The following is a 26118-nucleotide window of genomic DNA, read 5'->3' as shown; positions in this document are numbered from 1 at the left end:
GGGGAGAGTGTCGTATCGTCGTATAAAGGGTCAGCTCTTGCGGAACGCAACCCCGGCAACCCAGCCTGCGGCAACCGCCACCACAATGGCGGCCAGACCATACAGGGCGGAGTGCTTGTAGGCGAACAGAAAGACTTCGGCGCTGAAACCGACTTTCGAGATCACCAGCGGGGTAATCTCGGCGCTGACAATATCGCCATCGCGCACCAGATAGACCTCGGCGGTATAGGCGCCGGTGGGGACGTTGGAGGGGAAAAACAGGTCGGCGCGGAACAGGCGGTTGGCCAACTGGCTGATCGCCTGTGGCTGATAGGAATACAGCCCCTGCCGTTCCTTCAGGCGCAACAGGGCGGTCCTGAACTGCTCCTGCTCTGCATCGCTGGTGGTGATGGCGGTGCGGGGGACCAGATCGAGGCTGTCGGGCATGATGCGGTGGCGCAGGCGGGCGGCAGGCGACAGGATCTCTTCGACTGGCCGGGTGGAGGTCACCTGAAAGAAGTTCGGCACGTCATCAAAGGTCATCGAAGCCGCATTGGCCCAGATCACTCCGGCCAGCTTGTCCTGACGGCGCACCACCTGGGTCTCGGACGGGCCGCGCACCACCAGCACCACATCGCCGGGGCCGTCGGTGGCCCCGAACATCAGCACATCGGTCCCGGAAAAGCCGGTGGTGATGGCAACGATATGTTTTGACAGGTCGGCCACCAGCGGCTTGATCTGGCTGGGCGGCGGGGTGGTGCTGGCTGCCGGTGTCTGCTGGCTGGTCAGGGTAAGGAACAGGCCACCGCTGACCAGCCCGACCAGCACCGCCAGCCCCGTGCGGAAGCGGTTGCGTGGTTTGAGGGGGGGATGATCGCCCATACCGGTGGTGTCCTTTGTCGCCTGTGCGGTTTTAGTCTAGAGCACAGGCCGCCCTGGCGTCCTCCCCGTTCCTTTTTCCTGACTGTGCCCCCGCGATCCGTTGCCCCCCTGGCACGTGTTGCGGGGACTCTGGCCCGTGATGGCATCCAATGATTGCGATACTCTCTGCCACCTTTCGTCTGCTGCTGTTTGTACTGCTGACACTGGTTTTTCTGCTGCCCTATTGCGGGGCCATGCTGTTCGGGATCGGCTATCGCCAGACAGGCCGTCTGTATTGGCGGCTGGTGGCCCGGCTGGTTCTCAAGGCGACCATCGTGGTGCGGGGTGCCCCGTCAACGCTGCGCCCGCTGCTGATGGTCAGCAACCATGCCGGCTATGTTGACATCGTGATTCTCGGAAGTGTCATCGAGGGCTGCTTTGTTGCCAAGGCCGAGGTCCGTTCGTGGCCGGGCATCGGCTTTCTGGCGCGGCTGGCCCGCACGGTGTTTGTTGACCGCCGCCCCAGCAGCACGGGCCGGGAAAGCTCGGTGATCAGCACCCGCCTGGCCGAAGGCGAGCCACTGATCCTGTTCCCCGAGGGTACCTCGTCCGACGGCAACCGCGTCCTGCCGTTCAAAAGCGCGCTGTTCACCGTCGCTCAGGGCGAGATCAACGGCACACCGGTCAGCGTTCAGCCACTGTCGATCACCTATACCCGCTCGGGCGGCCTGCCAATGGGCATCACCGCCCGCCCGTTCTATGCCTGGTACGGCGACATGGATCTGGTGACCCACCTGTGGGCACTGATGTGTCTGGGAGCGTTTCAGGTCGAGGTTGATTTCCTGCCGGTCACCGCCCTGGCTGACCACGGCGACCGCAAGGCACTGGCCCGCTTCTGCGAAAACACCATCCGCCGCAGCCACAGTCTGGCGATTACCGGACGCTGTGAAACCGAGGTCAACCCGACGCTGTCGCTGTAAGAAAAAAGCAGCGCGGGCAAGGGCCCGCGCCCCCGGGGGTCAGGGATCGGGCATCGGGCATCAATGCCCGCCGTGCTCGTCCCCGACCAGCGCCGCCTTCAGGCGCTTGACGCCGATGAACACCATCCCCAGCACCAGCGGCACCGCCACCAGCGCGGCAATGTCCGGGTTGACCGGCAGTCCGGCGGCCTTGGCGCCCTTCAGCAGATAAGCGATCAGGCTCCACAGGTAATAGCTGATGGCGACCACCGACAGGCCTTCGACCGTCTCTTGCAGCCGCAACTGGGCATCGGCCCGGCGGTTCATCGAGTGCAGCAGGTCGCGGTTGTTTTCTTCCAGACTGATGTCAACGCGGGTGCGCAGCATGTCCGAGGCCCGCGCCACCCGTCGCCCGAGGGCATCGGCACGCTCGGCCATCGCTTCGCAGGTGCGCATCGCCGGCGCAAACCGCCGGTCCATGAACTCGCGGAAGGTCTGACTGCCGGGCAGACGCTCTTCGCGCATTTCCTGCACACAGCGGTTGACCAGCGCCTGATAGGCCTTGGCCGCCCCGAAACGATAGCTGTTGTCGGCCACCAGTTGTTCGGTTTCCGCCGCCACGTCAATCAGGCGGTCCAGCAGCAGCCGCTCGGGATCCCGACCAACGACACGTTCGCGCTCGCTGTCGGCCATCGCCCCGATGATGGTCGCCACTTCACGTTCCAGCCGTGACAGCTTTGGGCCCATGCTGCGGGCAATCGGAAAGGCCAGCAGCGCCATCATGCGATAGGTTTCCAGTTCCAGCAGGCGCTGCACCATCCGGCCAATCTGGCCGCGGGTCAGACTGTCGGCATTGATCAGGATGCGCCCGAAACCGTCGTTGTGCAGGCGGAAATCACTCCACGCCGTCCCGGCGCCTTCGGCAATCGAACTGCCAACCACCAGATGATCACCGAAAATGTGGGTCAGGTCGTGGGTGTCAGCGCCTTCACAGATCGCCGCATGCAAGGCGACCATCATTTCGCCCGGCATGTCGGCCAGCCATTCGTCGGGCACCAGATCAAGCGCGGTGCCGCCGAACGGGTCGCTGTGGCCAAAGGCATCAAAGCGGTAAAAGGTGTAGGTGCAGAACTCGGTGTGACGTTCCCAGCGCAGCCGCAGCCCCCCGTTGGTGGTCGAGCCGACCTGTTCCGGCCACAAGGTGGCGGCGTAATAGATCGCCTCCGGCTCGGGCGGGGAGACGCCAAAGCGGTCACACAGGTCCAGCAGGTGCGCCCGCTCGGCATCGTACCCATGCTCCCCTGCCATGATCGCCAGATGGGTCACCCGCACCGGAGCCTCGAGGATTTCATAGGGGCGGGCGTGGACTTCGTTGGCCAGCGCCAGCCGCAGCGGATGCTCGCGCAGGATCGCCCGGCGGCCAGTGCCGTCGCGGGCCGGGACGCCATCCCGAACAATTTCTGTGGCTACCAAGTCAATCACCGGTCATTCTCCTGGGTCGAACTGTGTGTCTGCCATCTGTGCATCAGGGCAAGGGACCTGCTGACAGATGGCGTCCCAGGCCCCATATTGGGGGACTGCCATGATGCTGCCGGGCGCAAAAAACGCCAACCGCCCAAGAGAGTAGGAGTGAACCGATGGCCGATCTTTCCATCACGGAAGACCTGTTTTTCAACCGCGCCGGCCTGGACCGGGACGCCTGCCTCGCCACGGTGCGGTCAGCGCTGGACGGGGCGGATGACGGAGAATTGTTCCTGGAATACCGCCAGTCGGAATCGGTCTCGCTCGACGATGGCCGTATCCGGGCGGCCAGTTTTGACACCGCACAGGGCTTTGGCTTGCGGGCGGTCAGTGGCGAAACCTCAGGCTTTGCCCACGCCTCGACGCTGGACATGGCCAGCCTGAACCGCGCCGCCGAGGTGGTCAAAGCCGTGCGCTCCGGCAACAGCGGCACCTTTGCCGCCGGGCCGAATGGCACCAATGCCGCCCTGTACACCGCTGACAATCCGCTCCCCGCCGTTTCCTTTGAAACAAAAGTCAAGCTGCTGTCTGATATTGACAGCTATGCGCGCGCCAAAGACCCGAAAGTCCAGCAAGTGATGGCGTCCTTGTCCGGATCGTGGCAGGCGGTACACATCATCCGCCCCGATGGGGTAGCCGCCGACATTCGCCCGCTGGTGCGCCTGAACGTGACGGTGCTGTGCAGCGATGGCAGCCGACTGGAAACCGGCTCGCACGGTCTGGGCGGCCGGGTCGGCTATGACGGGGTGATCGCCGAAGAGGTGTGGAAGACCTGCGTTGACGAAGCCCTGCGGCAGGCGCTGGTCAACCTCGACAGCGTTGATGCTCCGGCGGGCGAAATGGAAGTGGTCTGTGGCGCTGGCTGGCCCGGCGTCCTGCTGCACGAAGCCATCGGGCATGGACTGGAAGGCGACTTCAACCGCAAAAAGACCTCGGCCTTCTCGGACCTGATGGGCAAGCGGGTGGCAGCGCCGGGGGTGACGGTGGTCGATGACGGTACGCTGCCCGACCGGCGCGGCAGCCTGACCATCGACGACGAAGGCACCCCGTCCGGGCGTACCGTGCTGATCGAAGACGGCATCCTGACCGGCTATCTGCAAGACCGCCTGAACGCCCGCCTGATGGGGATGGCCCCGACCGGCAATGGCCGCCGCCAGTCCCATGCCCACCAGCCGATCCCGCGCATGACCAACACTTTCATGCTGGGCGGCGACAAGGACCCCGGCGAGATCATCAGCAGCGTCAAGAAGGGCCTCTATGCGGTCAACTTTGGCGGCGGGCAGGTCGATATCGTCTCGGGCAAGTTCGTCTTCTCGTGTACCGAAGCCTATCTGATCGAAAACGGCAAGCTGGGTCCGGCGGTCAAGGGCGCAACCCTGATCGGCAATGGTCCCGATGTGTTGACCAAGGTGTCGATGATCGGCAATGACATGGCGCTGGACCCCGGAATCGGCACCTGCGGCAAGGATGGTCAGGGCGTCGCCTGCGGCGTCGGCCAGCCGACCTTGAAGATCGCCGGCCTGACGGTGGGCGGCACGGCTGCGGCGTAAATCCCCGGACAGAAAACAGACGCCATCAAGGGAATAGCCCCCTTGGTGGCGTTTTTTGTCTGTCGCTACACACGTTGGGGTAGAGATTGACATTTATAGTAATGCTTATCATTCTTTTTCCCGCATAAGAGGCCATTCGCCAGTGTGCCAAAGCAGGCGCGTGGTGCGCCATGGAGAGATTGAATGGGCATGAAGGATTTCATCCTGGCCGAAAACGCCGGGAAGCAGGCATGGCAAATCATCACCGGTGATTTTTATGCCTTGGGCAAAGCCTCCAATTTCTCTGGCGTCTGCATGACCTTGGTCATCCAGTGGTTCATCGAGCTGAAATTTGCCAACGGGGTCGCACCAGATACACTGGCCCGCTATATGCTGCACGGGAACTTTCGCCGCTACGGCTATTCCACCGTGTTCAAGATGCAGGACCATTACGGCACGATCGGGGATCGCAGTTTTGTTCGCCACCTGAGCGGCGCGGCTCTGGAGTGTGATAATCCGGAAAATGCTGCCAGCGCCGCCGCCCACTGGCGGCTGGTCCGGGAAAAAATTTATGGCATTCAGCGGGACAGCGAGGCCGTTCAGCTGGTGATGAATCCTCAGCCCTACAGCGGATTGCTCGGGTTGTATGGTAACAACAGCTGGCTGATCCGCAAGCTGGGGTCTCCGCGGTGGGCCCATGCGGTCGGTATCCATTGCAACGGCCAGAAAACCTACATTTTTGACCCGAATTATGGTGTTGCCATTTTCGACGCCCAGCAATGGGGGCCGATTTCGCAATTTTTCACCGCCATGTGGTCCGACTACAAAATGAACCGCGGCGATCTGGCCGACATCACCCTGTAACAGCCTGCCTCTTGTCCGGCTTTTCCCTTGCCTTGCCTGAGCGGCACCGCCATCATCCGCGCAGTTCTGGTCCTGTGGAGGATGGCAAAAGTGGCAGACGGACAAGCCCGGCCGGTGATCGGCATTATCGGCGGTAGTGGTGTGTATGGCATCGAAGGCCTGACCGATGTGGAATGGCGGACGATTGACAGCCCGTTCGGGGCGCCGTCGGACCAGTTGATGTTTGCCTCGCTGAACGGCCAGCCGCTGGTGTTCCTGCCGCGCCATGGCCGTGGCCACCGTATCAGCCCGTCCGAAGTCAACTACCGCGCCAACATCGACGCCCTGAAGCGGGCGGGCGTGACCGAAATCCTGTCGGTGTCGGCGGTTGGCTCGCTGAAGGAAGAGCTGCCGCCCGGTACCTTTGTGATCGTTGACCAGTTCATTGACCGCACCTTTGCGCGCGAAAAGAGCTTTTACACCTCGGGCTGCGTCGCCCATGTGTCGATGGCCCATCCGGTGTGCTCGCGGCTGGGCGATGCCGCCGAAGCCGCCTGTCAGGAGCTGGGCATCCCGCACAAGCGCGGCGGCACCTATCTGGTGATGGAAGGCCCGCAGTTCTCCACCAAGGCAGAAAGCATGCTCTATCGCCAGTGGGGCTGCGACGTGATCGGCATGACCAACATGCCCGAAGCCAAGCTCGCCCGTGAAGCCGAGATGTGTTACGCCACCGTCGCCATGGTGACGGATTTCGACTGCTGGCACCCCGACCACGACGCCGTCACCGTTGATGCGGTGATCCGGGTGCTGCTCGACAACGCCGACAAGGCGCGGTCGGTGGTCAAGACGGTGGTGCCCAAGCTGGCCGACCGTGAAGGCCCGTGTGGCTGTGGCTGTCACACCGCGCTGGAACATGCGCTGATCACCAGCAAGGATGCCCGTGATCCCGAGGTGCTGGCCCGGCTGGATGCCGTCGCCGGGCGTGTGCTGTAAGCGGAGCGTCAAGCGATGAACGTCAACGGAACTCCGACCCGTACCATCTGGCTGGCCGACGATGGCCGCTCGGTGCAGATCATTGACCAGACCCGTCTGCCGCATGCGTGGGAAGTGATCACCCTGCGCTCGATGGCCGAAGCTGCCCGCGCCATCAAGGACATGTGGGTCCGGGGCGCGCCGCTGATCGGGGCCACCGCCGCCTACGGGATGGCGCTGGCGATGGCCGAGGATGCTTCTGACGCCAACCTGCAAGCCGCCCACGATCACCTCTATGCCACCCGCCCGACAGCGGTGAACCTGCGCTGGGCGTTGCAGGCAATGCAGGACTGCCTGCGTCCCCTGCCCGCCGACCAGCGCGCCGCCGCTGCCTATCAGCGCGCTGCCGCCCTGTGTGACGAAGACGTTGAGATCAATTATGCCATCGGGGGCCATGGTCTGACGCTGTTCAAGCAGCGGTGGACCGAACGGAAAGCCGCCGGGGCCGAGCGCCTGAACGTGCTGACCCACTGCAATGCCGGATGGCTGGCCACCGTCGATTGGGGCACCGCACTGGCACCGATCTATCGTTTCTTTGACGAAGGCCTGCCGATTCATGTGTGGGTGGACGAGACCCGCCCGCGCAATCAGGGCGCCAGCCTGACCGCCTGGGAACTGAACCAGCATGGCGTGCCGCACACGGTGATTCCCGACAACGTCGGTGGCCACCTGATGCAGCATGGCATGGTTGATCTGTGCATCGTCGGCACCGACCGCACCACCGCGTCGGGGGATGTGTGCAACAAGATCGGCACCTATCTCAAGGCACTGGCGGCGCACGACAATGGCGTGCCATTCTACGTCGCCCTGCCCAGCCCGACCATCGACTGGACGCTGGACGACGGCATCAAGGAAATCCCGATCGAAGAGCGCGATGCCACCGAAGTCACCCAGTTGACCGGGCGCACCGCCAGCGGCCAGATCGAAACCATCACCATCACTCCGGCAGGCAGCCCGGCGGGGAACTGGGGTTTCGACGTGACGCCCGCCCGCTATGTCACCGCGCTGATCACCGAAAAGGGCGTCTGCCCGGCGACCCGTGACGGGCTGGCAGGCTTGTTTGGTGTGTGAGTGAAGGGATGTGGAGCGCTGCTCCACGCCTCGCCGGGGCCTTAAGGCCCCGGACCCCGTTACGTCATAGGGATTTCCGTTGGTGATCAGAAACATTGATCTGCGGCAAAAAGTGATCCGCACTGCCCTTAGCCTGACCCGGCAGGGGCTGAATCATGGCACGTCGGGGAATGTCTCGGTGCGCTGTGGCGAAGAGGGCTATCTGATCACCCCCTCGGGCGTCCCCGCCGAGTCCCTGCTGCCGCAGGATATCGTCTATATGGACTTTGACGGCGAGATCGAAGGCCGCTTGCAGCCCTCCACCGAGTGGCATTTCCATGCCGCCCTGCTGCGCGAACGCCCCGATCTGAACGCGGTGATCCACACCCACGCGCCCTTTTGCACCACGCTGGCGGTGCTGTCGCGGCCCATCCCGGCCTTTCACTACATGATTGCCAAGGCCGGTGGTAATGATATCCGGGTGGCTCCCTACGCCACCTTTGGCACCCCGGAGCTGTGCGCCCATGCCCTGACGGCGATGCAGGACCGCCGCGCCTGCCTGCTGGCCCAACACGGCATGATCGCCGCCCACGGCTCGCTGGAGGCGGCGCTGGCCCTGACCATCGAAGTCGAAGACCTCGCCCGCCTGTACTGGCAAGCGCTGCAAATCGCCGAGCCGCCGGTATTGGATGATGCCGAAATGGCGAGGGTGCTGGAGAAGTTCAGGACCTATGGGACCCGGCAGGGGCGGTAACGCTGATCAGATAGCCTCATATTCCATGATGTAAGCGAGCCTGAGGGCCCCGTTCCAGAGGGTTTGCGTGATGTTGGTGACCCCGCTTTTACGCATGATGTTGAGTGCGAAGCTGCGAGTGCGGGCCGTAATTCCGGCGTTGATGCGGATGCGGCTTTTGTTCTCATCGCAGGAAACGTCACGGACATGGTGGTTACGGTTCTCGATGCCCCAATGGTCCCGGATGGCGGCGGCCCATGCCGTCGCCGGGTACCCGGAGGCAGGGGAGACGTAGAAGGCAACCTCACCACGGTAGCTCCACAGGGCAGTTTCTGCAAAATGAAGCAAGGTGCGCCGCGTGACACGGATGATGGTCTTGATGAAGGGCTGCCTCTCGGTCCCGACCAGAGCATCGCCGACCGGGAAAGTCTCGACGGTGCGATCTTCCTGACGAGATTGACCCTTTTTACGCAAAAATGCGGTGTCAGCGGGATCATTGTTGCTGGCGGTGGTGCAGGCAATTTTGAGTAAACTGGGCTGGTTGGCTTTCACCTGGATCAGAAGATGGTTACCAGTGTTACGGACAATCTCGAATGTGTTTTTGGCAGTGCAGGGCGTCGAGGATGATCTGGCTGTCAGCGGCTAAGGCGCTCAGCACATGAGCCGCCTTGCGATCATGGAAAGCATCGAAGCTACCGCGCAGGGTCTTGCCGTCGATGGCCACCGCCGGGAGCATGGAGACGCTGTCAACCGGAGCTTCGGCAAGGCCAGCGGCATGAGCACGGAACACCCGCTCCATCTCGTCGGCATCAAGGCCCTGCAGGATGAACCGCACTGATGAATAGGCCGAAGCACGACGAAGCGATACGCCAAATGCGTCATTCAGCCGGTCAAGACGAGTTCGGATGAAGCTGTGAACCTGACGATACGACCGTACCCCGGCCAGCATCGCCAACACAGTGAACAGCAGGATCGGGGCCAGAAGGAACATTTTCCCCTGACCGCGACGGGGATCGGAAATCTCAGAAAACAACGACAGCAGCGTGCTCGGCACCGGGGCAACCGTTCAGGATGATTACCCTCTATAAATCCAGACAAAGCGCCCGCAGGAAAGCATCTTTAATGCTCACCCTCAGGACCATTCGCCCCTCATCACGTCATTATTGAGCCTCAATGATAAGATACAGATGATAAAATTACAATAATTAGATGATATTATATTATATAAATACAACGACTATTTCCAGTTATTTTTCTATTTTCACATAATTTATGCATTTCATACTCCGTCGATATGATTTTATCATGCGCTATTTCGTCAAAAATGATAGGTGTATAAGACACAGAATCAATATTATCGCTGATCTTATCCTTCTGGCACAAAATTTTCTCACATTCCATTTGATGGTGGCATGGTTTATCTCTTAAAAACAAGCGCTTTTCCTTAATAATCTTTGTTGCCCAGTCAACAGCGGGGCCAGAGGGAGAACCTTTCTCAGAAAGATCAATGCCTGCCGCGCTAACAGAAGATCTAAAACGAATGGAGTGCCATCCATATACAGGTAAAAAACTATCAAAATGATTACGAAGCCTAACCACCAGATTATGAATTAACAAACACAATTCCCTAAGCCCATTGCTTAATTCCAAACGCACCGAAAATTTCAAATTATCCTCATTTTCCTGTGATGAGCAATGCAAAACTCGACTATCATTACCAAGAAATTGGATCGCTGGACGCCAAAAAACTTTTGCAACACCATTGATAATACTCGTATCAATCCTTGTTGAATCCAAGGAATGCTTAAAATCGGTCACATCAAGGCAAACGAAGAAGATATGATCCTTGCGGACTCCTGAACTTGAACGCTCCTCGTCCTGCTCCGCAGACCAAGACCCATCATTGCCCGCTTCATCTTTTATGCCGTCAAGATTATTATTGTTGCTGTAAACCTTATCAAGGTATAAATGAACGTCATTCCACAAATAATTCGACAGGTATGTATTTAAATAATAATTTAGTATTTTATTTATTTCATTATTGACATCACTTTTATTATGATAATTTTTTTGTTCTTTATAAAAATTTATATCCTCAAAAAACGCGTCATTTTCTATTATTTTATTCAAAATTATTTCGTGAATGAATATTTTATTAAAATAAGCATTCCATATTTCCAACGAAATGTCAGAGTCAATATTATCTAGTATTTTATAAATACTAGAATTATCTCTATGATTTTCGATCCACCGCCGGAAAAAATCCTGCAGGGACTCCTCCTTCTCTTTTTCTGTATCAAGAGCAGGAACAATCCCTGTAGGATTTGTAACATCTGGTGACTGCACTGTGCGCATCGCACCCTATCATTACGGCTGATGTCGGAACACACGCACCGCTAATTCCCCCAAGCCAGCCGGCCTCCAGGCACTGCTTACTTTGTCCCAAGCCACCGCGTCCCATAAACCGCTCGACGCCCCCTCATTTACCGCCCCCTCCGTAGCCACTATTGCGGCGCCGCCTTCAAATAAAGATTTCTCCTGCAACAAACGAGCAGATTCTATTACTGGAACACCAACAATATTATCTGTTGGACCCACCCGGCCATGAAAAACAATACCTGCCGCAAAACCAACACGCAATTTTAGTTGAATTCCTGTAATTTCATCTATTTTATACTTCAACATTTTTATACGTGGCAAAACATGTCGCCCTCTTTCCTTTATACAAAACAGTACACCATCGCCAGTAAAGGAGACGACATTCGCCCAAGGGGCCAATTGTGCCATCATCACATCAATTATTCTCACCATACGGATGGCACGTGCCGCGTGGTCTACGCGCACATCCCCCATAATTATGGGAGTAGAAGACACAATATCGATCATCCCGACAATGGCAGGATCTATCCGGGTTAAAGAGGCTTGCGTCTCAGGCATTATACAACTCTCCCCATTGAATCATCAGCACCAGGTATGGCGGGAAATCGCCGCAGACCCGTTGAAACCCCGGGGCTGCCACTGGCCAGTAATGCGCTCCCAATCCCCATTTCTCCACAGCCCTGCCTGAATTCCTGCAGTGACAGCCAACTCCGTGGCAACAATGCTGACCTGACCATCAGGATAGAAGTCCTTGGCTGCAGCAAGACGCGCGGCCTCGACCACTGGCCAGCCCACCAGATTGTTGCTGGGACCAATACGATCAAAGCGAACCGGTCCCCAACTCAGGGCAATGCGCAAACGCATTCCTTTGTTCGCCAGAAACGGGGCCATAGCCGGAAAATTACCCCGTTCCAGATCAAGGGCATCTGCCAGAGTACGCAAATGCGGCAAGCATACTCCGGTGGTCCCGGCCTTGAAATGGAACAATAGTCCATCACCGGTGAAGCTGATTGGTTGTGCAATGCCATCGAGCTGTTTTTGCAACCGCTTAATGAGGGCAATCATCAATGCGTCCCGTTGCTCCGGTGCAAGCAGAGCATTCATCATGACGGTCTCGGTTGATGACACGATGTCGATAAAGCCGACAATGACGTTACCCAGATCTTGCGGTTCCTCTTCCATGGCAGCCAGCTTCTGGTTCAGGATTGCATTTTGATCTTCTAGTGCCTGGCGGTTATTCTCGGCTTGCGTCAATCGCTCCCGCACCTGTTGCAAGGTCTCGGTCCGGTCCAGCAATTCATTCATCATGGTAACGTTTAGAACACGTTCCCTATTGATCATGTCACGGGTACTGCGCCAGCCAAAATAGTCGAGAACCGCCCGCCAAACAGTTTGTTGCAGACCGGACCCGGCAACAGAGACAATTTCGTGATTAGGCGAAGTCATCGCCTCACGCAAGCGCACCATCATGGCATTACCGGCATTGATGTGGATGGTGATCAATCCCCCAGCAGATCCCGCCCGGTCAAGGAACTCTGTCATCATCCGTGCCAGTTCCCCCTGCAGGCCACTACTGCCGACACCGCTCAGCGCCTCCCGAAACCGGTTCGCCTCCTCTTCATCGACTTCAGTGTCGGTGATGGTGACAGCATTGGTGACCGGTTCAAAAAGCTCCACGAGAACCCGGTGCTCACGACCGCGAAAAATGACAGCGCCCTGAACCAGATCCACGACCGCAACCCATTGCGAGACCTCGCCCGGGGGCAACGGGGTGAACCTGTCGGCCGTCACCCGGCACAACTCGAAATCAGGAAATTGGTCGTTATAGCCAGTCAGAATCTCCATCAACTGACCATGGGCCTTTTCTTCACGGCCCACATCAATGACCTCGCTATAGGCCTGGACGAGAAAGTCTTTTTCGATCGGTGCCGAAGAGTTAGTGTAAGGAACAACAACTTTTACTGGCAATTTTTGATCCCGTGATCCCGCTGTAGAGGCTCGCCCCCTGGTTTCACGAACCATACTGTCAATGGTTTTCCAGGTCGGCTGACCAAAACCACCGCTGATCGTATCAAGAAGATAGAACGGCATAAACCGGCTGGCTTGCAGCAAGAAAGAAATCGCCGCCGTCTTTTCCAGCTCGTCGTCGCTCTGGGAACTGTGCAACAGGCGGGTGATAAAGGAATTGTCCACCCGCGGCCACAGCTTCACCGCCAGCGTGTCCGAAGATTGGGTTGCAAAGTCGATGAACGCACGCTCGAACTCCTCGCGCACCACTCGCCGCAACCATTGATAGGCAGGATCAAACTGCGATACGTTGCGCCGGGCCAGATCCACATCCGGGCTAGGGCTATCCACGAAACCGGTGGCGAAGAGCGCATAGTCGGGCAACAGCGAGGTATCTTCCTCATCGACCAGCATTCGCCGAACATACAGCCTCATGCTGGCATTAAAGGTAAGCTGGGGACGGAAATACAACACACCACTGGCGCTGTAATTACTCTCTTTTCGTTCAAAACGATGAATATGAAGCGGTTGGTCCTTGTTGGGCAGCAGGACGCTGGCCGCATTGGCCGCATCGGCCTCACTTCCCCAAGGGGGGCGGACGGCATTGGCCGTAACGCCCCGTTCACCGGAACGCTGGATTTTGATCGGAATGGGCAGCAAATAGGCAAAGCGCTCGACCAGCTTGCGCAGCCCATCGACGCCCTGAAGATCATGAATGCGTTTACTGACGGCCGACGAGTATGTGTTGGAAAAATGCAGCCGCACGCGGGTACCGGGCTTGGGCATTTGATCACTGCCGACCTGCTTCATCACCCAGTTGGCCTTGTCCGAGGTGCTCCAGCGCCAGACTTCGGAGGATTTGACCGAGCGGGTGGTCACATCGACCCGCTCTGCCACAATGAACGACGACAGAAAACCGATACCGAATCGACCAATGATCGCCGGATTATGGACCGCCGCTGCAAGTTTCGATGAATCACCAATTTTGCCCAGGTTTTCCCGCAGCTCGTCGCCGGTCATCCCGGTACCGCTATCGGTAATTTCCAGATAACCATTCCCACCCACGAACGGATCGACCTCAATAGTGATCTGCTCATCGGCATAAAAGGGCTTGCGGTGGCCCACATCGTACTTCGAGACGATGGCATCATGAGCGTTCTGGATCAACTCGCGGACGGTCAGATGGGGATCTCCGCCGTAAAGATGGCTGATCAACAGATCAAGAACGTGCCGAATGTCCTTGATCTCAATTTGCCCGGCATTCTTTATGTCAGCGTTCATCGTATGATCCTCGTTTCTTTATTCTGTCCGCCTACCGCATGGTGGCTGGGGTGAATCAGGCAGCAGAGCTGTTGAAATAGTCAGCGAGGGAGTCGAGGAATTCGTCCATCTCTCCCACCGAAATTTTGCTGTCGCAGGCAAGTCGACCAGAGAAAAAGAGAATCCTGGCCAGCTCCCGATCAGCGTGGGAGTGCGTCCCTCGCTGTTCCAGTCGGGCCATGACCGGGTTGCGTTTGTTCAGGATAGCGATTGTCTTGTCCTGTCGGTCAGCAAAACCGGACATCCCCTCTTTTTCCATCATCGCGCGCAAGGCATCGAACAACAGGCCGCCGATACCCGACTCCCGTTCCGTTGCCAATCGCACCACCGTCAATGGCATCCGCGCATCGACGTCTTCACAGCAGATCACCTCCCAATCCGCCGGAACGACCCCGCGAAACAAGGGAACCAAGGCAGAAGGCGTGACTTTCCGCTTCATTTCGGCGAGGAATTCTTCGGCGACAGAAACATGGGGAATAGCCATGGTGTCGCACACCCGGCACACCAGTTCGCGTTCGTCAGAATCGAGCAAAAGGACCGGACGCCAGCCCAACCGGCGCGCACGGTCGGCAAAGACGCGGTCACGAGCAGGGTCCTTGACCCAGACCAATCGCTCCAGCCCGTCGAGCACCTCGGCCAAGGGTGATTTCTCGTCGGCACCAAAAACCTTTACCGGCAGACGCGGGCCCATCGTCCGCATCAGTTCCTCGCTGCTGCCAAGGGCCGCAACGATGACCTGCCGGTAATGGTCGAACAGCTGCGCCACGATATCCGGTTGATGTCTGCCAAGATCGGACAGCATCGCAATGATTGCTTCCCGAATGGCGGCAATCATTCGCCGATGGGCCCCGTCAACCACCAACGTCTCGCGGTCCGGCTTCAACTCACAGTCCTGGACATCAATAACGCCGCAGACCATAACGTTCAGCGGCTTGGGGATCAGTTCCTGTTGCACAACCCTGATCCCGCGGCGATAGACCTCGAGCGCCGGAACCCGCTCCGGCCCGGCAGCAATGGCAATCCATCCGCCATTGCCGAATTTCACGCTCCCGATGGCCAGCGGCGGCTCGTCCCATCCATAGCGACGCATCAACCAGGCTTCGACATTCGCCTGATCCCCGGAAAAGATGGGATGACTCCAGCCGTCAGGTCGCCGCAACCCAACGTTCATGCCATTCAGGTGGATGGGATAATGGGTGTAGAGAAAGGTCTTCTCAAGGTCGTTCCGCGTATCATCCTCGTCCAGCAGATGGCGAACATCGTCACGAAGCCAGAGCGTGATGGTCGTGCCAAAACCTGGCAGGTTCCCGACGATGGGCCGAATATCAACGCCCTGATCTGAAAGGAAATCCATTTCATGGGCTTCGTCGGGGGAACAGCGACTGCGCGAGACAACCTTGATACGGTCAGCAACAAGAAAGACCGCGTGGAAGCCAAACCCGAATTGCCCAATACCGAGGCTTCCGTCCTCCGATGAGGGCCAGTGACTACGGAACAGAACGGTCAGGTTGGTCCGCAGTTCATCTGCGGTCATGCCGACCCCGTTATCAGAAATGCTGAAGACGCCCTCATCAGAGTCGACGGAAATTGATATCAGACACTTTGAAAACCCGTGCCTCACCTCAGCCTGACGGCAGGCCTCCAACGCATTCTGGATCAGTTCTCGTCGAAAGATGGATACGTCGTTGAACAAGCTACGCATAAAGCGTACAAAGCCTTTGAAATCAATCATTGACCACATCCATCACATAAAAACACCTATAAGGAGAATTGTTACGGCACCCCCAATCAATCGTCAAGATTGTATATAAAATTTATCTCTTAAGACTATGCAGTTTTGGCTTTACTCTTAATGAGATTTGCGCCGAGAATAAAAATTTTATAGCTATCGAATTTACTGAAAACGATAGACGGTGCGGAAGAAGCCAAAATATTCAAGGCTCCGGAAAGGTATAAAGCAGTCCCACACCGGCTTGTGTCCTCAACTGTCCTATCGGATCGAGTACACACAGATGTAGAACACATAAAACGAGGCAGGTATTACTACCTGCCTCGTTTTATGTGCAAAAATCTTGGTCTAGAACATTGTGTAAAAAGCGGGAACCGGTTTTCGCAAAAACAATGCGACAGAATAAAAGGGTAGATCAGCGTGCCTGCGTCAGGGTTAACGCACGCTGATCTACGCGAAAACCGACAGGTTCCCGTTACACGTCCAGATTGGTCACCTTCAGGGCGTTGTCCTGAATGAACTCGCGGCGCGGCTCCACCACGTCGCCCATCAGGGTCGAGAAGATTTCCTGTGCCTCGTCGGCGTGGGCGACCTTGACCTGCAACAGGCGGCGCACGTTGGGGTCGAGGGTGGTTTCCCACAGCTGGTCGGGGTTCATCTCGCCCAGACCCTTGTAGCGCTGGATGGCAATGCCCTTGCGGCCCGCGCTCATAAAGGTGTTCACCAGCCCGATCGGGCCGCGGATGATGTGGCGGCTGTCCTTGATCGCCAGCTCACCGGCCTTCTTGTAGATCTCTTGCAGCTCGGCGCTCATCTGGTCGAGGCGGCGGGCTTCGGCGGAATGGACCACCGGCGCATCCACCACATGCCGTTCGGTCACGCCGCGCAGGGTGCGGGTGAAGATCAGGCTGCCGTCATCGCCCAAAGCCCCGGCCCAGCCGCGTTCGTATTCGGCGGCGATGCGGTCCAGACGCTGGGCCACATACTCCACCGCTTCCTGAGCGCGAACCGGATCGGCCAGCACGTCGGCATTCAGCGCCCCGGCAATCGCCACCTGTTCCAGCAGGAAGGTCGGCACGCGGGCGTTCATGCGGTTGAGGAACTGGCTGATCTGGCGGCCCTTGACGATCAGTTCGCGCAGGTGCTGGCCGGCGATCTGGCTGCCGCTGTGGGTGGTCAGCACCGCATCGGACAGCGAGACGTCGATCAGGTAATCTTCCAGCTCGCGGTCATCCTTCAGATACCGCTCGGAATTGCCCCGCTTGGCGCGGTACAGCGGCGGCTGGGCGATGTACAAATAGCCGCGCTCGATGATTTCCGGCATTTGGCGGAAGAAGAAGGTCAACAGCAGGGTACGAATGTGCGAGCCGTCAACATCGGCGTCGGTCATGATGACGATCTTGTGGTAGCGCAGCTTGTCGATGTTGAAATCGTCGCGCCCGATGCCGGTGCCCATGGCGGTGATCAGGGTGCCGATTTCCGCCGAGCCGAGCATCTTGTCAAAGCGGGCGCGCTCGACGTTCAGGATTTTACCCTTCAGCGGCAGAATCGCCTGGAAGCCACGATCACGCCCCTGTTTCGCCGAGCCACCGGCGGAGTCCCCTTCCACGATGAACAGTTCGGACTGGGCCGGGTCGCGGTTCTGGCAGTCGGCCAGCTTGCCGGGCAGCGAGGAAATATCCAGCGCCCCCTTGCGGCGGGTCAGTTCGCGGGCGCGGCGGGCGGCTTCGCGGGCGGCGGCGGCTTCGACCACCTTGCCGACCACCTTGCGGGCGTCCTGCGGATGTTCCTCGAACCACTCGGCCAGCTTTTCCGACACGATGCTTTCGACCACCGGGCGGACTTCCGACGACACCAGCTTGTCCTTGGTTTGGCTGGAGAATTTCGGGTCCGGCACCTTCACCGACAGCACACAGGTCATGCCTTCGCGCATGTCGTCGCCGGTCGGCTGGACCTTTTCCTTTTTCAGCAGGCCGCTGTCCTGGGCATAGGCCGAAATGGTGCGGGTCAACGCCCCGCGCAAACCGGCCAGATGGGTGCCGCCGTCACGCTGCGGAATGTTGTTGGTAAAGCACAGGGTGTTTTCGTGATAGGCGTCGGTCCATTCCAGCGACACTTCGACGGTAATGCCATCACGTTCACCGAGAACCGCAATCGGGCTGTCGTGCAGCGGCTGGCGCGACTTGTCGAGATAGCGGACGAATTCCTGAATGCCACCATCGTAATGGAACACCGTCGAGCGCGGTTCGACATGGCGGGCATCGCTGAGTTCCAGCGTCACCCCGGAATTGAGGAACGCCAGTTCGCGCAGGCGATGTTCCAGCGTGTCGTAATCGTATTCGGTAATGGCAAAAATCGACGGGCTGGCGAAGAAGGTCACTTCGGTGCCGGTTTCATCCCCGCACTCGCGCACCCGCACCAGCGGAGCGACCACCGCACCATGTTCAAAGCGGACATAGTGTTCCCAGCCCTCGCGCCAGATGCGCAGGTCGAGCCAGTCGGACAAGGCATTGACCACCGACACGCCAACGCCGTGCAGACCACCAGAAACCTTATAGCTGTTCTGGTCGAACTTCCCGCCAGCATGCAGCTGGGTCATGATCACTTCGGCGGCGGAAACGCCTTCTTCCTTGTGAATGTCGACCGGAATGCCGCGCCCGTTGTCGCGCACCGTCACCGAGCCATCGCCGTTCAGGCGGACGGTGGTGCGGTCGGAATAGCCGGCCAGGGATTCGTCGATGGCATTGTCGACCACTTCGTAAATCATGTGGTGCAGACCCGACCCGTCGTCGGTATCGCCAATGTACATGCCGGGTCGCTTGCGGACAGCCTCCAGTCCCTTCAGAACCTTGATGGAATCGGCGCCGTAATCGGAGCTTTTGGCGGCAGTGGTGGCGTCGGTCATGGTCCTCACTCTGGGTAACGGGGGCAGCGGGGGATGATCGGTAACGGGATCAACGCGCTAAAAAAATCCGAACTCACATAATATAGGCTCACCGGGACGGAACAAGAAAAAAGAAGGATCACAGGCGGTTCCGACCAGTTTACCCACCCGGCTGGCAAGGGTTTACGGCAGGGCTTTACCTAAAGCTCCCCCCCACCAAAACACCCCTTTACTGTCCAGCACCAAGAACAGGCACAACAGCATGGTCCTCGCCGACGGCAAAAAACTGTGCCTGGTCGTCAAGACCGGCAAATAAAGACCGATCAGTGCCGGTCAACCACGCCTGCGCCCCCAGCGTCAGCAATTCCTGATACAAGGCCCGGCGGCGGGTGTCATCGAGATGGGCCGCCACCTCGTCCAGCAGCAACAGCGGAGCCGAGCCGCGACAGGCCCCCTGTACCCGCGCCTGCGCCAGCAGCATGGCAATCAGCAACGCTTTTTGCTCGCCGGTCGAACACAGGGCGGCAGGCATGCCTTTGGTGCGGTGAAAAACGGCCAGATCGCTGCGCTGCGGGCCTTCGGTCGGCGCTCCGGCCAGTTCCAGCGGGCGGTTGCGCGCCAGCAGCAGGCGATAGTCTTCCTCGGCCTGCAACGCCGACCGCTCGCCCAGCCAGCCTTCCAGCAGGCCGTGCAGGGCCAGGTCCGCCTTGGGGAACGGGCCGTCGCTGGCGTCGATGGCGGCGGCCAGACGGTTCAGCAGGTCGCGGCGGGCCGCTGCCACCGCCACCGCATGGCCTGCCATTGCTTCTTCCAGCGCCTCGAACCACAACCGTTCGCGGCTCTGGTCGCGGATCAGGCGCTGACGCTGGCGATAGGCTTTGTCAAAGGCCGACAGGCGGCTGGCATGATCGGGATCAAGGCCATAGACCAGCCGATCAAAGAACCGCCGCCGCCCGGACGAGTTTTCGGTAAACAGCCGGTCCATGGCCGGGGTCAGCCAGACCGCCGACAAGACCATGCCCAGATCGGCCTGACTGCGGGCCGGTTCGCCATTCAGGCGGACAATCCGCCGATCCGACGGCCCAACCGCCCGCCCGGTGCCGATGTTCAGCGGGCCGCTGGCGGTGTGGACCGCTGCCGCCACCGCCCATTCGCCCTGTGCCCCGTGTGGCGCACCATGACGCACCACATCGGACAGCTTCGCCCGCCGCAAGCCACGACCGGGAGCCAGAAACGAAACCGCTTCCAGCAGGTTGGTCTTGCCGACCCCGTTCGGCCCGGTCAGCACCACCGGGCGCAAATCGGTTTCCAGGCGCAGGCGTTCATAACAGCGAAAGTTCTGCACCGTCAGGCGCGTCACCCCCACCGGCAGGAACGCCGGGCTGCCCGGAACCGGGTCCATCAGGGCGACGATCAGACGCGCATCGGCATCAGCACATACAGCGCCGCGCCATCGTCCGTTTCGCGGATCACTGTCGGGCTGGCGGCATCGGCCATGGCGAACAGGGCGGTATCGCCCTCGATCTGCCCCAGGATTTCCATCAGATAGCGCGAGTTGAAGCCGATTTCGATGGTGGCGCTGTCATAGTCGGCCTCGATCTCTTCGACCGCGCTGCCCGCATCGGGGCTGGAGGCCGACAGGGTCAACAGGCCCGGACTGATCGCCACCTTGATCGCCCGGCTCTTTTCGGTCGAAATCGCCGACACGCGATCCACAGCATCGGCAAACAGCTTTTTGCCGACCCGCAACAGCTTGTCGTTATCCTGCGGGATCACCCGTTCATAATCGGGGAAGGTACCGTCAATCAGCTTGGAGGTCAGCACCACGTCATCAAAGGCAAAGCGGATTTTGGTTTCCGACAGCGAGACGGTGACGCCCATGCCGGTTTCTTCGATCAGCTTGCGCAGTTCCAGCACCGTTTTGCGCGGAACGATGATGCCCGGCATGTTGTCGGCGCCTTCGGGGCGACCGACTTCCACCCGCGCCAGCCGGTGCCCGTCGGTGGCCACCGCCCGCAACACGTTCACCCCGGACGAGGTGGTGCTGTGGAAATAGATGCCGTTCAGGTAATAGCGGGTTTCTTCGGTCGAGATGGCAAACTTGGTGCGGTCAATCAGCGCCCGCAGGTCGGGGGCGGCAACGGTAAAGCTGTTGCTGAACACGCCGTCGGCCATCGACGGGAAGTCTTCGACCGCCAGACAGGACAGGGCAAAGCGCGACCGCCCCGAGCGCAGGGTCAGTTGCGACCCTTCCGGTTCAAAGGCAATTTCGACCTGCGCGCCATCGGGCAGCTTGCGGACGATCTCGAACAGGGTATGGGCCGGGGCGGTGGTGGCACCGGGCCGCTCGACGGCGGCGGACACCCGCTCGATGATGTCCAGATCCATGTCGGTGGCATTCAGCGCCAGCCCTTCGGCGGTGGCTTCCAGCTTGACGTTCGACAGGATCGGCAGGGTATTCCGGCGCTCGACCACGCTCTGAACGTGACCGAGGGACTTCAGAAGCACGCTGCGTTCAATGGTCAGTTTCACGGGTCGTATCACTCGCTGTCATCGCCATCCGCAAACTGCGGTGACGGAAATCATAATCAGGGAGCGGGCGCGACCGGACGACACACGGACATTCCGGGTCGGCCCACCAAGATGGGCCGGGTAGTCTAGCATAGCCAAACCACCCCGCCAGCCTGAATTTTCCGGGTTCCCCAAACGGTAACGATCAGACTTCCAGCATCCGCCGCAGCAGATCGACGTCTTCGGCAAAGGTGTCGTCGCTGCCGATCAGTTCCTCGACCTTTTTCACCGCGTGCATCACCGTGGTGTGGTCGCGGCCCCCGAACTTGCGGCCGATTTCCGGCAGCGAGCGGCTGGTCAGTTGCTTGGACAGATACATCGCCACCTGTCGCGGACGCGCCACCGAGCGCGACCGGCGGGCCGAGCCCATGTCCGACAGGCGGATCTGGAAATGCTCGGCGACCTTTTTCTGGATGTCTTCGATGGTGATCCGGCGGTCGTTGGCCCGCAGCACATCGCGCAGCACGTCCTGCGCCGTTTCCAGACTCAGGTCACGGCCCACCAGTTGCGCGTGGGCGATCAGGCGGGTCAGCGCACCTTCCAGTTCGCGCACGTTCGAGCTGATCTTGTGGGCCAGAAACTCCAGCACCTTGGTCGGCACATCGGTGCCCATCTGCTCGGCCTTGGCGGCCAGAATGCCCAGCCGCAGTTCATAGGTGGTCGGATGGATGTCAGCCACCAGCCCCGAGGCCAGACGCGAGCGCAGGCGGTCGCCGATGTCTTCGAGGTCCGCCGGGCTCTTGTCGGCCGAAATGACGATCTGCCGCCCCTGATCGACCAGCGCATTAAAGGTGTGGAAGAATTCTTCCTGCGTCGAGTCCTTGCCCGAGATGAACTGCACGTCGTCGATCATCAGCACGTCGACCGAACGGAACTGTTCCTTGAAGTCCATCGTCGTCTTGTAGCGCAGCGCCTTGACGAAGCTGTACATGAACTTTTCCGCCGACAGATAGACCACCCGGCGGCCCGGATGCCGTTCCCGAATCGCCCAGGCAATGGCATGCATCAGGTGGGTTTTCCCCAGACCGACACCGCCATACAGGAACAGCGGATTAAAGGCCACCCGGTCGGAATCGGCCACTCGCTGGGCGGCGGCATAAGCGAATTCGTTCGGCTTGCCGGTGACAAAGTTTTCAAAGGTATAGCGCGGGTCCAGCGGAGCCGACAGGCCATCATCGACCGCATCGCTGACCACCGTCGTCGTCACGCCACCGGCAGGCAGCAAGGGGACAGTGGAACGGGCCGAGGGCAAATCCGGCAGGTCGTCGAAATCCGGGGCGGCAAAGCCACCTTCGGCATAGTCGAAATCATCTTCATCAAAGGTCGGCAACGCCCGGTCGACAAACGACGGTGCCGAGCGGAAATCATTTTCAGGCACCGACGGCGCACCGGCAGCTTTCGCCCCGGCGCGGGATTTTGCCGGAGTCGCCTTCACCGGAGTCGCCTTGGGGGCGGCAGCCTTGCTCACGGTTTTGCTGCGAGCCTTCACCGGGGCAGGCGCCGGGGCTTCAACCACAACCGCCTCGGCAACCGGGGCCCGCTTGCGCGTCGTCGCCTTGCGAACGGGGGCTGGTGCCTCGGCAGTCACCGGCACGGGGACCGCGACGGGCATCGGCGCAGCCGCCGCCAGCGAGGTCGGGATGCGAATCAGCTTGCCAGCCTTGCTCACCGCCATCGCCACTGCCGCAACGGCAGCGTCAATACGCACCACCGGAGCCTCGACGGGGGCCTCGACGGGCGCAGGCTGTAGCGGAGCGGTTTTGGTCGCACCTTTGGCTGGCGCTTTGGGAGAGGCAGCTTTGGTCACGGTTTTGCTACGGGCCTTCACTGGGGCAGGAGCGGAAACGGGCGCACTGTCCTCGACCTTCGCCGCGACCTTGCTCGCGGCGGTCTTGCGCGGGGCAGCCTTGCGGGCCGCCGGCTTGACCGGGACCAGAACGGATTCGACCGACGGCGCAGGCAGCGGATCAACAGCCGACGCCACCGGCTTTTTGCGCGGAGCGGCCTTTTTCCGCACCGGCACCGGTTCGGGGACCGGCTCGGGCTGCGGAGCCGCCGCGCGACGGGCGGGCATCCGCGGCGCTGCCGCCTTGGCCACCTCGACCTTCACCGCCCGCACTTCGGGATTCTCCCCCGCCCACAGGGCGCGAATCCGCTCGGCATAATGGGTGTTCACCCAGTCGCGCAAAAAGCGTGTGGGAACCGCCAGCCGGACCTGCCCATCGGCAATGCCCCCCAGCATCATCGGCTTGACCCAGCTCTGGTAAGCCGCATCTCCCACTTCTTCCCGCAAGCGACCGCAAACACGGTGCCATTGCTTCACGGACGGGTCATCCACCCGAAGATCAGTCATTAGCATACTCCGCAGGCAGCTCCATCGGAGCCATCACATAAACCCTGTGGATAAGCCGCTCGGGCCACCCACAAGAGACGCCAAAACATCCGTTCATCGCTCTTCTTGGCAAAAGCCAACAACAACAGCGTAAAGAACAGAAGACCACTCGCTTATTGTTTAATAAACGAATGAAGACTTGAATTTTATGAGGATTTGCACCGGAAAGACTGTCCAACAGCCCCTGTGGAAAAGTCTCTGGCACCTCAGGGAGCAGAACTTATCCCCAAGCTCTGACCTTGGCAACGGGCCTTGATGCGAATTGCGAGAATCTTTTGTCTTGACGGACAGAGGGCTTGCCAGCAGCCCGTCATAGGGTTCTCCGTACAGGCAGACTCGCCAACGGGCCGACTCGAAAAACACTCAACTAACTGTTTATAAACGATAAAAATAGAGATAGTCCTTGATCACCCTGTGCATTTCGCAAAGTTAAGACCATGATCCTGTCATCAGCACCCGCACAATCCCCCCCATACGATGGGGCTGCCATTATCCACAGGCGACTAGATATTGTTCTGAAACCATCCACAGCCCACCCGCTCGCCGATTCGCAGACGCCATAAACAAACACACGAATCGGCAAGAAAAAACAGCGACTCGGACAGGGTTCATCCCTGTTCAAGATGCAGGCAGACAGAAAAATCAGGATAAAAAAATTGCACGGCCCTGCGGGGGAACCGTGCATTCTGTGGATAAGCCTGCCCGGGGCCTTGAGGCCCCGGCGAGGTGTGAAGCAGCGCTCCATGACCTTTTTGTTTTACAGCAGACGCATATCCTGCGGTGCGTTATCTCCAAAACGACAAACGCCGCCGCAAAAGCCAAGCCTGGCTTTTCCGTACAGCGTTTGTAGAGAGTACCTTGCGCGCAAAGTACGTCCGCAGCTTGTTCTTGCGCTGGAGGAAGCAGTCCACCGGACTGATCCCGCCTGCAAGACCGTCAAACAGGCAGGGGTACCCAAAGGCACCCCTTCCGCTTGATGGCAGCTTAGGCAGCCATCGCCTTGATACGGGCGTTCAGGCGGGACACCTTGCGGGACGCAGTGTTCTTGTGGAACACGCCCTTGGTGACGCCGCTCATCAGTTCCGGCTGGGCGGCCTTGAAGGCAGCAGCAGCGGAGGTCTGATCGCCCGAGGCAATGGCCACTTCCACCTTCTTGAGGAAGGTGCGGATGCGGCTCTTGCGCGCGTGGTTGATCGCATAGCGCTTCGTATTGCGGACGATACGCTTCTGGGCCGACTTGTGGTGAGCCATCGTTTTGTCTTTCCGTAAACAGACTGAAACCGGATCGCATGTCGCGAGAAGCGCGGTTTATATGGGAAGACGCCGCAAAGGTCAATATCTCTCTCGGGTTTTGCTGCCCATTGTGGTGCAGATACCCGCCGATGCGGCCCGGACCTGTCCTGACAGGAATCCCCCGCCGCACACGGTCGGTACAGCGGGGGATTTTCTCAGGAAATCAGGCTGTTTTCAAAGCCTTAACGGCCAGTGAACTTCGGCTGGCGCTTTTCGACAAAGGCGGCCATGCCTTCCTTCTGGTCTTCGGTGGCAAAGGTGGAGTGGAACAGGCGGCGTTCGAAATGCACCCCTTCGCTCAGGGTGGTTTCGTAGGAACGGTTGACCGAATCCTTCACCATCATCACCACCGGGCGCGACATGTCGGCGATTCGCTGCGCAACCTTGACGGCCTCGGCAACCAGATCGGCAACCGGCACGATACGGCTGACCAGCCCCGAACGCTCGGCTTCGTCAGCGGCCATCTGACGACCGGTCAGGCACATTTCCATCGCCTTGGACTTGCCGACAAAGCGGGTCAGACGCTGGGTGCCACCAGCGCCCGGCATGGTACCAATGGTGATTTCCGGCTGGCCGAACTTGGCGTTGTCACCGGCCAGGATGAAATCGCACATCATCGCCAGTTCACAGCCACCGCCGAGGGCAAAGCCAGCCACCGCCGCAATCACCGGCTTGCGGCACTTGGTGACCCGTTCCCAACCAACGGTGATGAAATCGGCCAAATAGACATCCATGTAGGACTTGCCAGCCATTTCCTTGATGTCGGCCCCGGCGGCAAACGCCTTTTCCGAACCGGTCAGAACCACCGCGCCGATATCCGCATTGGCTTCCATCTCGTCCAGGGCCTGGCCAAGTTCCTTGATCAACTGGGCGCACAAAGCGTTCAGCGCCTTTGGCCGGTTGAGGGTAATCAGACCGACGTTGCCACGAATCTCGACCAGAATCTGCTCGTAAGACATGGAAGAACTCCCCTTTTATTGAATCTCGAGTGAGGTATTGCTGTACAGAGCGTAGGCTGTTTCTTGTTTTAGCGATA

20 protein-coding genes are annotated in these 26118 nt (G+C 59.4%); 6 read left to right on the top strand and 14 right to left on the bottom strand.

The window, feature by feature from the left end; genetic code table 11:
- Positions 1-30: 30 nt before the first annotated feature.
- The gene (locus tag BW995_RS12765) at positions 31-861 is read right to left on the bottom strand and encodes a TIGR02186 family protein (RefSeq protein WP_076400779.1); all 831 of its coding nucleotides are present in this window, start codon (positions 859-861) and stop codon (positions 31-33) included.
- A 149-nt stretch (positions 862-1010) separates the two neighbouring features.
- On the opposite strand from BW995_RS12765, the gene BW995_RS12760 reads away from it, so the two are divergent.
- Positions 1011-1820 (top strand): lysophospholipid acyltransferase family protein, encoded by an 810-nt coding sequence (locus tag BW995_RS12760; RefSeq protein ID WP_076400778.1) that lies wholly within the window; start codon positions 1011-1013, stop codon positions 1818-1820.
- 60 nt (positions 1821-1880) lie between these two features.
- Here BW995_RS12760 and BW995_RS12755 read toward each other — a convergent pair whose 3' ends face one another.
- Complete coding sequence (locus BW995_RS12755) at positions 1881-3281, bottom strand: DUF3422 family protein (RefSeq protein WP_322099124.1); 1401 nt, start codon at positions 3279-3281, stop codon at positions 1881-1883.
- Positions 3282-3436: 155 nt separating this feature from the next.
- On the opposite strand from BW995_RS12755, the gene tldD reads away from it, so the two are divergent.
- The 5 genes from tldD (at position 3437) to BW995_RS12730 (ending at position 8528) form a co-directional block, all read left to right on the top strand.
- Positions 3437-4870: a metalloprotease TldD gene (tldD, locus tag BW995_RS12750; RefSeq protein WP_076400777.1), complete on the top strand. Its 1434-nt coding sequence runs from the start codon at positions 3437-3439 to the stop codon at positions 4868-4870.
- A 189-nt stretch (positions 4871-5059) separates the two neighbouring features.
- Complete coding sequence (locus BW995_RS12745) at positions 5060-5713, top strand: YopT-type cysteine protease domain-containing protein (protein ID WP_175617067.1); 654 nt, start codon at positions 5060-5062, stop codon at positions 5711-5713.
- A gap of 90 nt (positions 5714-5803) precedes the next feature.
- Positions 5804-6685, top strand: coding sequence for an S-methyl-5'-thioadenosine phosphorylase (locus tag BW995_RS12740; protein WP_076400775.1), 882 nt, complete (start codon positions 5804-5806; stop codon positions 6683-6685).
- A 15-nt stretch (positions 6686-6700) separates the two neighbouring features.
- Positions 6701-7795: an S-methyl-5-thioribose-1-phosphate isomerase gene (gene mtnA / locus BW995_RS12735; protein WP_076400774.1), complete on the top strand. Its 1095-nt coding sequence runs from the start codon at positions 6701-6703 to the stop codon at positions 7793-7795.
- A gap of 82 nt (positions 7796-7877) precedes the next feature.
- A complete protein-coding gene (locus tag BW995_RS12730; RefSeq protein WP_139332893.1) occupies positions 7878-8528 on the top strand; it encodes a class II aldolase/adducin family protein in 651 nt (216 codons plus the stop codon).
- A 6-nt stretch (positions 8529-8534) separates the two neighbouring features.
- On the opposite strand, the gene BW995_RS12725 is transcribed toward BW995_RS12730, so the two are convergent.
- The 12 genes from BW995_RS12725 to BW995_RS12675 all read right to left on the bottom strand — a co-directional run bounded on the left by BW995_RS12725 (position 8535) and on the right by BW995_RS12675 (position 26041).
- Positions 8535-9059, bottom strand: a complete 525-nt coding sequence (locus tag BW995_RS12725) for a hypothetical protein (protein WP_076400772.1) — start codon at positions 9057-9059, stop codon at positions 8535-8537.
- Between the two features lie 25 nt (positions 9060-9084).
- On the bottom strand, positions 9085-9561 hold the full coding sequence (locus BW995_RS12720) for a transposase family protein (protein ID WP_076400771.1): 477 nt from the start codon (positions 9559-9561) through the stop codon (positions 9085-9087).
- A 161-nt stretch (positions 9562-9722) separates the two neighbouring features.
- Positions 9723-10862, bottom strand: a complete 1140-nt coding sequence (locus BW995_RS20535; RefSeq protein WP_139332891.1) for a hypothetical protein — start codon at positions 10860-10862, stop codon at positions 9723-9725.
- Between the two features lie 12 nt (positions 10863-10874).
- Complete coding sequence (locus BW995_RS20530) at positions 10875-11444, bottom strand: hypothetical protein (protein WP_139332890.1); 570 nt, start codon at positions 11442-11444, stop codon at positions 10875-10877.
- Positions 11445-11468: 24 nt separating this feature from the next.
- Positions 11469-14174, bottom strand: a complete 2706-nt coding sequence (locus tag BW995_RS12715; protein WP_076400770.1) for an ATP-binding protein — start codon at positions 14172-14174, stop codon at positions 11469-11471.
- A gap of 55 nt (positions 14175-14229) precedes the next feature.
- Positions 14230-15945, bottom strand: a complete 1716-nt coding sequence (locus BW995_RS12710; protein ID WP_076400769.1) for an ATP-binding protein — start codon at positions 15943-15945, stop codon at positions 14230-14232.
- Between the two features lie 472 nt (positions 15946-16417).
- The gene (gene gyrB, locus BW995_RS12705) at positions 16418-18847 is read right to left on the bottom strand and encodes a DNA topoisomerase (ATP-hydrolyzing) subunit B (protein ID WP_076400768.1); all 2430 of its coding nucleotides are present in this window, start codon (positions 18845-18847) and stop codon (positions 16418-16420) included.
- Positions 18848-19055: 208 nt separating this feature from the next.
- Positions 19056-20228, bottom strand: a complete 1173-nt coding sequence (gene recF / locus BW995_RS12700) for a DNA replication/repair protein RecF (protein WP_076400767.1) — start codon at positions 20226-20228, stop codon at positions 19056-19058.
- Positions 20229-20239: 11 nt separating this feature from the next.
- Complete coding sequence (gene dnaN, locus BW995_RS12695) at positions 20240-21358, bottom strand: DNA polymerase III subunit beta (protein WP_076400766.1); 1119 nt, start codon at positions 21356-21358, stop codon at positions 20240-20242.
- A 184-nt stretch (positions 21359-21542) separates the two neighbouring features.
- Positions 21543-23750 carry a chromosomal replication initiator protein DnaA gene (dnaA, locus tag BW995_RS21420; protein ID WP_456152100.1) on the bottom strand — a complete coding sequence of 736 codons (2208 nt, stop codon included), beginning with the start codon at positions 23748-23750 and terminating at the stop codon, positions 21543-21545.
- Positions 23751-24773: 1023 nt separating this feature from the next.
- Complete coding sequence (rpsT, locus tag BW995_RS12680) at positions 24774-25040, bottom strand: 30S ribosomal protein S20 (RefSeq protein ID WP_076400765.1); 267 nt, start codon at positions 25038-25040, stop codon at positions 24774-24776.
- A 224-nt stretch (positions 25041-25264) separates the two neighbouring features.
- Positions 25265-26041 (bottom strand): enoyl-CoA hydratase, encoded by a 777-nt coding sequence (locus BW995_RS12675; RefSeq protein ID WP_076400764.1) that lies wholly within the window; start codon positions 26039-26041, stop codon positions 25265-25267.
- Positions 26042-26118 lie beyond the last annotated feature (77 nt).

Origin of the sequence: Insolitispirillum peregrinum (assembly GCF_900156605.1) — a bacterium.
Taxonomy (GTDB): domain Bacteria; phylum Pseudomonadota; class Alphaproteobacteria; order Rhodospirillales; family Rhodospirillaceae; genus Insolitispirillum; species Insolitispirillum peregrinum.
Note: the sequence above shows the minus strand (reverse complement) of the source record. Positions and strands in the feature narration are given on the sequence as shown.